Origin of the sequence: Roseateles paludis (assembly GCF_039872745.1) — a bacterium.
GTDB lineage: Bacteria > Pseudomonadota > Gammaproteobacteria > Burkholderiales > Burkholderiaceae_C > Pelomonas > Pelomonas paludis.
In genome coordinates, this window is the sequence record NZ_JBDPZD010000006.1 from 93,238 (window position 1) to 105,186 (window position 11,949).

The 11,949-nt window shown below is 69.1% G+C and carries 16 protein-coding genes; 10 read left to right on the forward strand and 6 right to left on the reverse strand.

All coding sequences use genetic code 11. The features are described 5' to 3' along the window. Positions 1 to 28 precede the first annotated feature (28 nt). From ABDJ85_RS17325 to ABDJ85_RS17350, 6 genes are read left to right on the forward strand one after another with little or no spacing between them, the layout of a single operon-like run. Positions 29 to 607, forward strand: coding sequence for a YqgE/AlgH family protein (locus tag ABDJ85_RS17325; RefSeq protein WP_347706048.1), 579 nt, complete (start codon positions 29 to 31; stop codon positions 605 to 607). Beyond that, the gene (gene ruvX / locus ABDJ85_RS17330) at positions 604 to 1,014 is read left to right on the forward strand and encodes a Holliday junction resolvase RuvX (RefSeq protein ID WP_347706049.1); all 411 of its coding nucleotides are present in this window, start codon (positions 604 to 606) and stop codon (positions 1,012 to 1,014) included. Before ABDJ85_RS17325 ends, ruvX begins: the two co-directional genes overlap by 4 nt. Then, entirely contained in the window at positions 1,011 to 1,526 is a 516-nt protein-coding gene (gene pyrR / locus ABDJ85_RS17335) for a bifunctional pyr operon transcriptional regulator/uracil phosphoribosyltransferase PyrR (RefSeq protein ID WP_347706050.1), read from the forward strand. The genes ruvX and pyrR overlap by 4 nt, the downstream gene beginning before the upstream one ends. Next, positions 1,516 to 2,478 carry an aspartate carbamoyltransferase catalytic subunit gene (locus ABDJ85_RS17340; protein WP_347706051.1) on the forward strand — a complete coding sequence of 321 codons (963 nt, stop codon included), beginning with the start codon at positions 1,516 to 1,518 and terminating at the stop codon, positions 2,476 to 2,478. Before pyrR ends, ABDJ85_RS17340 begins: the two co-directional genes overlap by 11 nt. Further along, complete coding sequence (locus tag ABDJ85_RS17345; RefSeq protein ID WP_347706052.1) at positions 2,475 to 3,779, forward strand: dihydroorotase; 1,305 nt, start codon at positions 2,475 to 2,477, stop codon at positions 3,777 to 3,779. Before ABDJ85_RS17340 ends, ABDJ85_RS17345 begins: the two co-directional genes overlap by 4 nt. Before the next feature lie 8 nt (positions 3,780 to 3,787). Next, positions 3,788 to 4,531, forward strand: a complete 744-nt coding sequence (locus tag ABDJ85_RS17350) for a lysophospholipid acyltransferase family protein (protein WP_347706053.1) — start codon at positions 3,788 to 3,790, stop codon at positions 4,529 to 4,531. On the opposite strand, the gene ABDJ85_RS17355 is transcribed toward ABDJ85_RS17350, so the two are convergent. The 4 genes from ABDJ85_RS17355 to gpmA form a co-directional block, all read right to left on the reverse strand. Beyond that, positions 4,528 to 5,988 (reverse strand): FAD-dependent monooxygenase, encoded by a 1,461-nt coding sequence (locus ABDJ85_RS17355; RefSeq protein WP_347706054.1) that lies wholly within the window; start codon positions 5,986 to 5,988, stop codon positions 4,528 to 4,530. The genes ABDJ85_RS17350 and ABDJ85_RS17355 overlap by 4 nt on opposite strands. Continuing rightward, the gene (locus tag ABDJ85_RS17360) at positions 5,985 to 6,395 is read right to left on the reverse strand and encodes a hypothetical protein (RefSeq protein ID WP_347706055.1); all 411 of its coding nucleotides are present in this window, start codon (positions 6,393 to 6,395) and stop codon (positions 5,985 to 5,987) included. The genes ABDJ85_RS17355 and ABDJ85_RS17360 overlap by 4 nt, the downstream gene beginning before the upstream one ends. A 63-nt stretch (positions 6,396 to 6,458) precedes the next feature. Further along, positions 6,459 to 7,247: a hydroxypyruvate isomerase family protein gene (locus ABDJ85_RS17365; RefSeq protein WP_347706056.1), complete on the reverse strand. Its 789-nt coding sequence runs from the start codon at positions 7,245 to 7,247 to the stop codon at positions 6,459 to 6,461. Beyond that, complete coding sequence (gene gpmA / locus ABDJ85_RS17370; protein WP_347706057.1) at positions 7,244 to 7,987, reverse strand: 2,3-diphosphoglycerate-dependent phosphoglycerate mutase; 744 nt, start codon at positions 7,985 to 7,987, stop codon at positions 7,244 to 7,246. The genes ABDJ85_RS17365 and gpmA overlap by 4 nt, the downstream gene beginning before the upstream one ends. A 208-nt stretch (positions 7,988 to 8,195) precedes the next feature. Here gpmA and ABDJ85_RS17375 point away from each other — a divergent pair, with 208 nt between their 5' ends. From ABDJ85_RS17375 to ABDJ85_RS17390, 4 genes are all read left to right on the forward strand, one after another. Continuing rightward, entirely contained in the window at positions 8,196 to 8,609 is a 414-nt protein-coding gene (locus ABDJ85_RS17375; protein ID WP_347706058.1) for a rhodanese-like domain-containing protein, read from the forward strand. A gap of 2 nt (positions 8,610 to 8,611) precedes the next feature. Then, the gene (gene grxC / locus ABDJ85_RS17380) at positions 8,612 to 8,872 is read left to right on the forward strand and encodes a glutaredoxin 3 (RefSeq protein WP_347706059.1); all 261 of its coding nucleotides are present in this window, start codon (positions 8,612 to 8,614) and stop codon (positions 8,870 to 8,872) included. Between the two features lie 104 nt (positions 8,873 to 8,976). Further along, a complete protein-coding gene (secB, locus tag ABDJ85_RS17385; RefSeq protein WP_347706060.1) occupies positions 8,977 to 9,477 on the forward strand; it encodes a protein-export chaperone SecB in 501 nt (166 codons plus the stop codon). Positions 9,478 to 9,557: 80 nt separating this feature from the next. Then, the gene (locus ABDJ85_RS17390) at positions 9,558 to 10,568 is read left to right on the forward strand and encodes an NAD(P)H-dependent glycerol-3-phosphate dehydrogenase (RefSeq protein ID WP_347706218.1); all 1,011 of its coding nucleotides are present in this window, start codon (positions 9,558 to 9,560) and stop codon (positions 10,566 to 10,568) included. On the opposite strand, the gene trmL is transcribed toward ABDJ85_RS17390, so the two are convergent. Further along, a complete protein-coding gene (gene trmL / locus ABDJ85_RS17395) occupies positions 10,565 to 11,035 on the reverse strand; it encodes a tRNA (uridine(34)/cytosine(34)/5-carboxymethylaminomethyluridine(34)-2'-O)-methyltransferase TrmL (protein ID WP_347706061.1) in 471 nt (156 codons plus the stop codon). The two genes, ABDJ85_RS17390 and trmL, sit on opposite strands and share 4 nt — an antisense overlap. Positions 11,036 to 11,075: 40 nt before the next feature. After that, entirely contained in the window at positions 11,076 to 11,840 is a 765-nt protein-coding gene (locus tag ABDJ85_RS17400) for a ComF family protein (protein WP_347706062.1), read from the reverse strand. Between the last annotated feature and the right edge of the window lie 109 nt (positions 11,841 to 11,949).

Below are 11,949 nucleotides of genomic sequence, written 5' to 3' on the forward strand. Positions count from 1 at the left end.
GGAAGTGTCGGACAACTAAAATGCCCTCATGCCCCCTGACCGCATCGTGCTGACCAACCAGTTCCTCATCGCCATGCCGGGCATGGCCGACGAGACCTTCGCGGGCACGGTGGTCTACCTTTGTGAGCACAACGAGAACGGGGCGCTGGGCCTCGTGATCAACAAGCCGATCTCCATGACGCTGGGCGGCCTGTTCGAGAAGGTCGAACTCACGCCACCCGACGACGAGCGCTCGGCCGGCCCGGTCTTCTATGGCGGCCCGGTGCAGACCGACCGCGGCTTTGTGCTGCACGAGCCGCTAGATGCCAGTGGTGGCCACTACAACGCCACGCTGTCGGTGCCCGGTGGGCTGGAGATGACGACCTCGCGCGATGTGCTCGAAGCCCTGTCCAGTGGCGCCGGCCCACGCCGTGTGCTGGTCACCCTGGGCTACAGCGGCTGGGCCGCCGGCCAGCTGGAAGAAGAGATCGGCCGCAATGGCTGGATCACCGTGGACGCCAGCCCGGACATCATCTTTGACACGCCGGTCGAGCAGCGCTACGAGCGTGCGCTGGCCTTGCTGGGCATCGACCCCCGCATGCTCAGCAGTGACGCGGGGCACGCATGAAGCCTGTGGCAGGCTCCGCGGCGTCCCTTCAGTCCTTTCTTGCTTTTGACTTTGGCACCCGCCGCATCGGCGTGGCCTCGGGCACGCGCCTGATGAGCGTGGTGGAGCCACGCGGCAGCCTGCGAGGCGGCGACGCGGCCTTCGATGACATCGCCCGCCTGGTGCGCGAATGGGAGCCGCAGGGCCTCGTCATCGGCGTGCCGCGCCACCCCGACGGCGCCCCGCACGAGATGACCGAGAAGGCCCAGCGCTTTGGCCGCCGCCTGGCCGGGCGCTTCCATCTGCCGGTGTTCGAGGTGGACGAGCGCTACACCTCGGTCGAGGCCGAGAGCCAGGGCGCCGATGACGTGGACGCCGGGGCCGCAACCCTGATCCTTGAACAGTTCCTGAGAGAGACAAGCTCATGAATGAATTGCTACTCGACGCCGAGGCCCTGTACCTCGACCTGCGTCGCGGGGTGGAGCGCCTGCTTCAGCCCGATATGGCCCTGGTGGGCGTCTGGAGCGGCGGCGCCTGGCTGGCCGAGCGCCTGGCGCTTGACCTCAACCTTGGCGTGGCCGGCGTCATCTCCAGCAGCCTGCACCGCGACGACTTCGGCTCGCGCGGCATGGTGCATGGCAGCGACCCCACGCGCCTGCCCTTCGAGGTCGAGGGCCGGCCCATCCTGCTGATCGACGACGTGCTCTACACCGGCCGCACCACGCGCGCCGTCATCAACGAGCTGTTCGACTTCGGCCGCCCGGCCAGCGTGCAACTGGCCGTGCTGGTGGACCGAGGCGGGCGCCAGCTGCCCATCGAGCCGGCCTTCTCGGCCGCGCGCGTCAGCCTGGCGCCGGGCGTGAGCCTGCGGCTGGAGAAGACCGAGCAAGGCCGCTTCGGCTTCCACCTCAAGACCCGGGAGAGCGCTGATGCTGAGTAAACGCAACCCGCAGCTGAACAAGCACGGCGAGCTCATCCACCTGCTCTCCATCGAGGGCCTGCCGCCGACGGTCATCACCCACATCCTCGACACCGCGAGCAGCTTTCTCTCGGTGAACGACCGCGAGGTCAAGAAGGTGCCGCTGCTGCGCGGCAAGTCGGTGTTCAACCTGTTCTTCGAGAACAGCACCCGCACCCGCACCACCTTCGAGATCGCCGCCAAGCGGCTCTCGGCCGATGTGCTCAACCTCGACATCGCGCGCTCCAGCACGGCCAAGGGCGAGACCCTGCTCGACACCGTCGCCAATCTCAGCGCCATGCACGCCGACATGTTCGTCGTGCGGCACAGCGAGAGCGGCGCGCCCTACCTCATCGCCCAGCACTGCGCCCCGCACGTGCACGTCGTCAACGCCGGTGACGGCCGCCACGCGCACCCCACGCAGGGCTTGCTGGACATGTACACCATCCGCCACTTCAAGGGCGACTTCCGCAACTTGACCGTGGCCATCGTGGGCGACATCGTCCACTCGCGCGTGGCGCGCAGCGACATCCATGCGCTGAACATCCTCGGCGTGCCCGAGATTCGCGCCGTCGGCCCCAAGACCCTGGTGCCGGGCGACCTGCGCGAGATGGGCGTGCGCGTCTGCCACGACATGGCCGAGGGCGTGCGAGATGCCGACGTCATCATCATGCTGCGCCTGCAGAACGAGCGCATGAGCGGCGCGATGCTCCCAAGCAGTGGCGAGTTCTTCAAAGCCTTCGGCCTCACGCCCGAGAAGCTGCAGCTCGCCAAGCCCGATGCCATCGTCATGCACCCCGGGCCCATCAACCGGGGCGTGGAGATCGACTCCACCGTGGCCGACGGCGCGCAGAGCGTGATCCTGCCGCAGGTCAGTTTCGGCATCGCCGTCCGCATGGCTGTCATGGCAATCCTGGCTGGAAACGACGCATGAAGATCCTCATCAAGAACGGCCGGCTGATCGACCCCGCCACCGGCCTCGACAAGGGCGGTGACCTCGCCATCGCCAACGGCCGCATCGTCGGCCTGGGTGACGTGGGCGCCTTCGAGCCTGATCGCGTGATCGACGCTGCGGGCCTGGTCGTGGCGCCGGGCCTTGTCGACCTGGCGGCGCGCCTGCGCGAGCCAGGGCACGAGCACGAAGGCCTGCTGGAGAGCGAGCTTGCGGCGGCAGCCGCTGGCGGCGTGACCAGCCTCGTGTGCCCGCCCGACACCGACCCTGTGCTCGACGAGCCGGGCCTCGTCGAGATGCTCAAGTTCCGCGCCCGCAAGCTGTCGCGCTGCCGGCTCTTCCCGCTCGGGGCGCTGACGCGCAATTTGGAAGGCAAGGCCCTGACCGAGATGGCCGAGCTGACCGAGGCCGGCTGCATCGGCTTCTCGCAGGCTGAGGTGCCCATCAAGGACACGCAGGTGCTGCTGCGCGCCTTCCAGTACGCGGCCACCTTTGGCTACACGGTGTGGCTGCGCCCGCAGGATGGCTTCCTCAGTGGCGGCGTGGCCGCCAGCGGCTCGGTGGCCACGCGCCTGGGCCTCTCGGGCGTGCCGGCCATGGCCGAGACCCTGGCGCTGCAGACGGCCTTCGAGCTGGTGCGCGCCACCGGCGCCCGCCTGCACCTGTGCCGCCTGTCCAGCGCCAAGGGCGTGGAACTGGTGCGTGCCGCCAAGCTTGAGGGCCTGCCCATCACGGCCGATGTGTCCATCAACTCCCTGATGCTGACCGACCGCGACATCGGCTACTTCAACTCGGCCTTCCGCGTGACACCGGTGCTGCGCCAACCCAGTGACCGCGATGCCCTGCGCGCCGGCCTGGCCGACGGCACGATTGACGCCTTGGTGAGCGACCACATGCCCGTCACGGCCGACGAGAAGACCCTGCCCTTCGCCGAGGCCACGCCTGGCGCCACGGGCCTGGAACTGCTGCTGGGCCTGGCCCTGCGCTGGGGCCAGGATGCTGGGCTCTCGCTCGCGCAGTCGCTCGCGGTGGTCACCGCCGCGCCGGTGCGCGTGCTGGGCCCTGCGCTGGGCTCGCTGGGCGAAAGCGCCGGCCGCCTGGTGGTGGGCGGCGTGGCCGATGTCTGCGTCTTCAACCCCAACGCGCCCTGGCAGGTGATGCCAGGCGAGCTGCGCAGCCAGAGCAAGCACACGCCCTTCGACTTCTCGATCAGCGGCGTCGAGCTGCCGGCCCGCGTGCGCTGCACCCTGGTGGCGGGGCAGGTGGCCTTCGACGCTGCCTGACCGCGCCGATGCGAGCCCTCGTCGGCGTCTGGCGCCTGCTGCGGCTGTTGCCGCACATTGCCGGTGGCCTCTGGATCGTGGCGCGGCGCTTCAAGCGCTGCAGCCCCGCCGAGCGCCACGCGCACATCCAGGCCTGGTCGCGGCAACTGCTGGTGATCTTTGGCGTTGAGCTGAGCGTGCAAGGCGCGGCGCCCGCCTCGCTGGCCGGCCACCTGGTGGTGGCCAATCACGTCTCCTGGCTCGACATCGCCGCCCTGCACGCCGTGCTGCCCCAGGTGCGCTTTGTCTCCAAAGCCGACGTCAAGCACTGGCCGGTGGTCGGGCTGCTGGTCGATGGCGCCGGCACGCTCTTCATCGAACGCGCCAGCAAGCGTGACGCGATGCGGGTCGTGCACCAGACCGCCGACGCCCTCAAGGCCGGCGATGCCGTCGCCGTCTTCCCCGAAGGAACCACCGGCCCCGGCCCCGAACTGCTGCCCTTTCACGCCAACCTGCTGCAAGCGGCCGTGAGCATCGAAGCGCCGGTGCTGCCGGTGCTGCTGCGCTGGCACGAGCCCGGGCAGCGCTTCTCAACGGCCGCGCAGTTCGTCGGCGACACGACGCTGGCGCAAAGCCTGTGGCGGGTGGTGACGGCGCGGGGGCTGAGGGTGGTGGTCTCGGTGCTGCCGGCGGAAGCATCCGTCGGCCAGGAGCGCCGCGCCCTGGCGCAGGCGCTGGAGCTGCGCTTGCGCGAGGCACTGGTGTCCTCTTAGTCCGGCACCACGAAGGGCAACTGCAGGCCGCTGAGGCTGGTGCGCCAGGCCTGGTCGTCCTTGCTGAGGGTGACGAGTTGGCGGGCTGGGGCACCTTTGGGCCCGAAGCGCACGGCGAGGTGGTCGAAGTGGTGGTCCAGCACGCCATGCGGGTGCTGCACCTTGATTTCGAATCGGCGCCTGGAGCCAGGCTCGCGGGCGGCCACGGCATGGCCGCCCAGATGCCGCCGGTAGGCCATGCAGGCTGGCGTGATCGCGCCCCTTGCGACGCATTCCGCGATCAAATGGACCAGGAAACGGTTCAGCAGATAGGCCTTGCCGAAGTGCCGCTCCATCACGAAGTGATCGACGCGGCCGCTGCCACGCCTCAGGCAGGACTCGATGGCCTGCTGTACCAGGGTATCGCCCGCCAGCCGGCCTGCCATTCGTTGGCAGGCGGCATCGATGGTGATTGAGCGGGCGCTGTCCTGCGTCGGGTGCCAGGCCGCAACCAGCCGGTGTTGCTGCTCCAGCGCGCTGAGCGTGGGCAGTTCGGCGTCGAGCTTGGTTTGCAGCCCGGCGTGGTGCTGCCGCAGCGCCTGCCACATCTGCAATGGGTGATCGAAGGGGGTGAGCGCGCGCAGCACGTCTTGCAGGGCGCCATCGCCGCCGCCGAACACGCCTGTCGCCTCGTCGGCCGTCGAGGCGGCTTGCAAAGCATCCGGCTCAGTCCAAAAGCCTGGGCCGCTGACGCCCAAACCCTTTTTCAGCACGGGGTCGGTCAGCTCGACGCCTTCATGCCCCATGCCGCCGGCCAGGATGACGTAGTCGGCATCGAAGTAAACGGACTTGAGTTTGCCGAGCCAGATGTCTCCGTAGAGACCGAGTAGTGGCAAGTTCGGACGCTGCATGAAGGGCGCCGGGGCTGCGTGCTGCGCCCGCCAGTGCTGGACAAAGGCCTGGACGTAGCGTGTCACCTCCGCAGGGTCGATACCGGTGAGCACCGCCGGGGGCCGGACCAGGCCCTGCAGCCAGGTCAGCATCTGGCTCGCGAAGGCCGACGCGGTCAGTGGGACGGCACTGGTCCAGGTGGGTGTGGCGGCCGGTGCGTGGGGCCAGTCAGTGCCTGTGGGCGGGTAGCTCTGGTCGCCGAAGAAGCTGGAGGGCCATTCGTACATGAAGGGACCCACATAACGCCAGGTGCAGGCCCGTTGGAGCGAGAGCGGTTTGGCATTGCGTTCCACCAGCAGGGTTTCGCAACCGGTATCGGCCAGCGCAGCGCCAGCGGCCACACCGGCGACGCCGGCGCCGACGATGAGCACGCGCCGGCACTCGGGCTCCTGCAGCAGCTCGCGCACCAGCAATTGCGCGCGCACCACCTGGTCGCGGATGCTGACGTTGCGCAGGTCGCTGGAGAGGTCGAACACGCGCGGCGCGCATTTGGCGGCCAGCAAGGCCAGGGTGGAGCCGGCGCTCATCGCTCGATCCTCGTCAGCGCGTTGCTCAGTGCGGCGTCAAAGTCCTCGGCGGCGTAGCTGAGGAGATAAGGGTGGCTCAGTACCTCGCGCAGGCCACGCGCGGGGTCGCCTTCGCCCTCGGGGGTGTTGCCGTTGCCGCCACCATCACCGCCTCGGCCTCCACCGCCACCGAAGGCGCGCGGCAGCCGCGATTCGTAGTGCCCTGATTGGTTGCGCACCAGCAGGCCTCTGTCAACCAGGTCACGCAGCATCGACTGCGCGAGCTGTGCCGCGTTTGTCGCACCGGCCTCCTCAAGGGTACGTTGCAGGTCGTAGGTGCTGAAGGGCTGATCACCCTGCCTCAGCAGGAAGCCCATCACCACGCCAGGCAGTTGATGGTCAGGCAGCGGTTCGCGCTGGAACTCCATGAGGCGGGCCCTCCCAAGGGTGGATGCCGGGCATGGTAGCGGCGAGGGTGCCGCTACGGGTCCTCAATACGGGTGATGCAGCCAGCCCAGGCCAGTGCTGGTGGCGCCTGCGGGCCTGTATTCCAGGCCCACGTGGCCAGCCCAGCCTGACGTGCCGAGCCAGACCAGCTCGGCCGCGAACTCACCCGGCGCCGGCTCCTGCCGCGCAGCCACGCCCGCGAGCTGCACATGGCCCAAGCGGTTCAGCGCCAGCGCATGCTGCAAGTGGTTGAGCGATTCACCACCCTCGCTGATGCGGCAGTGGTACAGGTCGAGCTGCAGCTTCACGCGCTCGGTGTCGAGCAGGTCGAGCAACTCGTGCGCCTGGGCCTGCCGGTGCAGGAAGTAACCGGGCATGCCCACGCGGTTGATGGGCTCGATGCTGAGGGTGAGGCCGGCCGGGGCGTGCTGGGCCGCCCAGCTCAGATTGGCGAGCCAGGTGGCGCGAGTCCCAGGCGTGTCCTCGGCGATGCCGGACATCAGGTGCAGCAGCGGGCAGCCGAGTTGCTGGGCGAGCAGCCAGCCCTGAGCGGCCGCCGCGCGGAAGTCGGCCTCGCGGCCAGGCAGAGCGGCCAGGCCGCGCTCGCCGGCGTCCCAATCGCCGGCGGGGGCGTTGATGAGGGCGACCTGCAGGCCCTCCAAGCGGGCTTGCAGGTCGTCGACTGCAAAGCCATAGGGCCTAAGCAATTCGACCGCTTCAAAGCCGTCCTGGCGGGCGGCCTCAAAGCGGTCGAGGTAAGCGTGCTCGGGGTAGAGCCAGTCAAGGTTGGCGGCAAAGCGCCAACGCTGACTGGGCCCCGGCTTGTGGATCAAGCCTTCTTGCCTTGCGCGGCAACAGCGGCAGCCGCAGCAGCAGCGGCTGCCGGGTCGCCGAGGTAGTAGCTCTTGATGGGCTTCAGGTCGGCGTCGAGTTCGTAGACGAGAGGGATGCCGTTGGGGATGTTGACGCCGACGATGGCGTCATCGGCGATGTTGTCGAGGTACTTGACCAGGGCGCGGATGCTGTTGCCGTGGGCGGCGATGAGCACGCGCTGGCCAGACTTGATGCTGGGGGCGATGGTCTCGTTCCAGAAGGGCAGCACGCGGGCCACGGTGTCCTTGAGGCATTCGGTCAGAGGCACCTCGGCGTTGTAGGCGCTGTAGCGGCGGTCGCTGCGCTCGCAGCGGGCGTCGGTCGCTTCTAGGGCCGGCGGCGGGGTGTCGTAGCTGCGGCGCCAGATGAGCACCTGCTCGTCGCCGTACTGCTTGGCCATGTCGGCCTTGTTGAGGCCTTGCAGGGCGCCGTAGTGGCGCTCGTTCAGGCGCCAGGAGTGGCGCACGGGCAGCCAGGTGCGGCTCATTTCTTCGAGGGCGTACCAGAGCGTCCAGACAGCACGCTTGAGCACCGAGGTGTAGGCGATGTCGAAGTCGTAGCCGGCTTCCTTCAGCAATTGGCCGGCCTGCTTGGCCTGGGCCACGCCGGTGGGCGTGAGGTCCACGTCCGTCCAGCCGGTGAAGCGGTTTTCAAGGTTCCAGGTCGATTCGCCGTGGCGGATGAGGACGAGCTTGTACATGGGGCAGCGGGGCTTGGGTGAGGGTGGATGAGGGGCAAATTGTAGGAAGCCGGGGCGTTGGCCGGCCGCGTGCCCCGTGGGCCGGGCTTCCGGGTGGGGCAAGGGCCGATTGCTTCGTGACGGAGTGGGGCTTGTCCGTGCCCGGTGTTGGGTCTTGCGGACGGGCGTCGATAATTTGCGCCCCGAGTCCTGCCGCGTGAGGCCCTGCTTGAAGTTCTTGATCGACAACTGGTTCTACATCATGGCGGCCCTGCTGTCGGGCGGCATGCTGGCCTGGCCGCGCCTACAGGCCAGCGCCACCGGCGGGACGCTGACGACGTCGGCAGCGGTGCTGCGCATCAACCGCGAGAAGGGCGTCGTGATCGACGTGAGCGAGCCGGCCGAGTTTGAGCAGGAGCACGTGGCCGGGGCGCGCAATGTGCCCTTTGGCCAGTTGGAAGGCCACAAGCAATTGCCGTCCAACAAGGCGCTGCCCCTGGTGGTGGTGTGCCCGAGCGGCGCACGCGCTGGGAAGGCCGCCGCGCTGCTGCGCAAGGCCGGCTACGAAAACGCGCAGGCCCTGACGGGCGGGACGCGTGCCTGGCGTGAGGCGCAACTGCCGGTGGAACGCAAGGGAGCCTGAGCATGGCCGCCGTGAAGATGTACACCACCCAGGTCTGCCCCTACTGCCTGCGGGCCAAGGCCCTGCTGAAGCAGCGTGGGGTGGCGCAGATCGAGGAGGTCCGCATCGACCTGAACCCGACCGAGCGCCAGGCCATGATGGACCTGACCGGCCGCCGCACGGTGCCGCAGATCTTCATCGGCAGCACGCATGTGGGCGGCTGTGACGAGCTGATCGCGCTCGATCAGCGCGGCGAGCTGATGCCGTTGCTGCAGGCCAGCTGACAGCCCCCCATCGAGGTGTCCGCAGGCCCTGCAGGGTCGTGCTGGATAATCCTGCTATCGCCCGCGGCGCTCCGGTCCAGCGGGCTTTTCTTTGAAAGCCATCCATGTCCGACGAGACCAACGCTCCCGCCACGCCCGCTGCCGCTCCTGAAGGCACGCCGATGTTCCAGATCCAGCGCATGTACCTGAAGGACTTGTCGCTGGAGCAACCGAATTCGCCGGGCATCTTCACCGAGCAGTCGCAGTCGCAGGTGGACATCAACCTGACGCTGGGCTTCGAAGCCGTCTCGGAAGGCATCTACGAGGTGACGGTCACGGCCACCGTGAACACGCATGTCGGCGATCGCACGATGTTCCTGATCGAGGCCAAGCAGGCCGGTGTCTTCGAAATCCGCAATGTGCCCGCGCAGCAGCTCGACGGCCTGCTGGGCATCGTCTGCCCGCAGATGATCTACCCCTATGTGCGCGCCATCGTTTCGGACGTGTGCAGCCGTGCTTGCTTCCCGCCGGTGATCTTGGCCGAAGTGAACTTCCAGGCGCTGTACGAGGCCCAAAAGGCACAACAGGCTCAGCAAGCCGCTGCTGCTCCGCAAACCCTGAACTGATGATTTGACCCGCCCGCACGCCCCACCTCGGTGGGGCGTTGTGCCTTCTGGCCCTCAATGAGCTGCCCATGACGCAATCGCTGCAGATCCAGGTGGTTGGCGCCGGTGCCTGGGGCACGGCCCTGGCGATCCAGGCCGCCCAGGCCGGGCACGCGGTGACGCTCTGCGCCCGCTCGCCCGCGGTGGCGCAGCGCCTGGCCGCCGAGCGGGTGAACGCGGCCTACCTGCCAGGCGCCGCATTTCCTGATTCGCTGGCGGTGGCGCATGACGCCGACAAGGCGCTTGCTAAGGCGGACCTGCACATCATCGGCACGCCCATGGCGGGTCTGCGCGAGGCGCTGGGGCGGCTCCCGGCGGCGGCCAGCGTGTTTTGGCTCTGCAAGGGCTTTGAAGCCGGCACCGGGCGCCTGGGCCACGAGATCGCACGCGAGGTGGGGCCGCAACTGCGCGTAGGCGTGTTGTCGGGCCCGAGCTTTGCGCAGGAGGTGGCCGCCGGGCGCCCGACCGCCTTGGTCGCGGCGAGCCGCGACGAGGGGCTGGCGCAGCTCGCCGTCACGGCCCTGCACTCGGAGCGGCTGCGCATCTACACCTCGGGCGACCCGGTGGGTGTCGAGGTGGGTGGCGCGGTGAAGAACGTGCTGGCGATTGCCGTGGGCATCTGCGACGGCTTGGGCCAGCGGGCCGATGCGCCGCTGGCGCCAGGGCTCAACGCCCGGGCGGCGCTGATCACGCGCGGGTTGGCAGAGATGATGCGACTGGGCCTGGCGCTGGGCGCGCAGCCGGACACTTTCATGGGCTTGTCAGGCCTCGGGGACCTGGTGCTGACGGCGACGGGCGATCTGTCCCGCAACCGCCGCGTGGGACTGGCATTGGCGCAGGGCCGCAGCCTGCCCGAGGTGCTGGCCGAGCTGGGCCATGTGGCCGAGGGTGTCTACAGCGCCCCGACGGTGCTGGCGCGGGCCCAAGCGCTGGCGGTGGACATGCCGATCACGGCGGCCGTCGTGGCGCTGCTGGCCGGGCGGCTCACGCCTTGGCAGGCGGTGGAGCAGCTGATGGGGCGCGGCGCGCGCGCGGAATCCGAGCGCTCCTAGGAGCCGCCCAGATAGCCGTTCTGCCGCCAGGCGTCGAACACGGCCACGGCGACGGCATTGGAGAGATTGAGGCTGCGCTGACCCTCTCGCATCGGCAGGCGCACGCGCTGCGCAGACGGGAAGCTGTCGCGCAGCTCGGCGGGTAGACCGGCCGTCTCGCTGCCGAACACCAGCCAGTCGCCCTCGCGCCAATGCATCTCGCTCAGCAGTTGGCTGCCCCGGGTGGTGAAGGCGAAGAGCCGGTCCATCGCCGGTGCTTCGCTGGCGAGAAAGGCCTCCCAACTGGCGTGGCGTCGTGTACGCGTGTACTCGTGATAGTCGAGCCCGGCGCGCTGCAGCAGGCGGTCTTCCATCGAGAAGCCGAGCGGTTCGATCAGGTGCAGCTCGCAGCCCGTGTTGGCCGCCAGGCGGATGACATTGCCGGTGTTGGGCGGGATCTCGGGGTGGACGAGCACGATGCGGAACATGCCCGCGAGTATCGGCGCCGATGAGGGCGCAGTTGGTGGCTCAAGTGCCGGGCTCGGGCGTGCGCGCGAGCGTCCAGGCCTGCACCTCGGCCGCGCCCGCCTGGCGCAGCACGCGGGCCACTTCAAACACCGTGGCGCCGGTGGTGAGCACGTCGTCCAGCACCGCCACGCGGGCGCCCTTGAGTTCGGCCAACCGGGTGGGTTCGGCAGCAAACGCGCCACGCACATTGGCGGCGCGGGCGTCGAGGTCCAACTGGGCTTGCGCGCCGGTGTCGCGCAGCCTCAGCACCAGCTCGGGCTCCACGCGCAATCGCAGGCGCCGCCCCAGCGATTTGGCAATCTCGTGCGCCTGGTTGTAGCCGCGCTCCTGCAGCCGCTGGCGAGACAGCGGCACTGGGACGATGAAGTCGGGGGCCGGCACGCCGGCGCCTTCGAGCGCCTGGAGCAGGCGCTCCGCCAGCACTTCGCGCAGGTCGAGCGCGAGGTGGTACTTGAAGCGTTGCAGCAGGGTGTCCCACGGGAACTGGTAGTCCAGCGCAGTGACGCAGCGTTCGACCGGCGGCGGCGTCTTGAGGCAGCGCCCGCACTGCACGCGGCCAGCCAGCGCCGGGCTGGCCGGCAGGCGTAGCCCGCAGCTGTGGCAGCGCAGGACGGGCGCCGCGTAGCGGCCCAGGCAGTCGGTGCAGACGCGGCGCTCTGACCAACTGCGGCAAATCGCGCACTGGCCCGCACAGCGCATCAGAACGCGCTCGACGAAGCGGGGCCGGTTGGGCGGAATGGTGCGCGCGTCGAGGCTCAAGGGCATTCGAAAAATATACTTTTCACCCATGCACCCCTCGCCAACGCCCCCTAACTCAAACGTGGGGTCCGGGGTCGCCCCGAGTCCGAGCACGCCGCAAGCCGCGCGGCCCGAA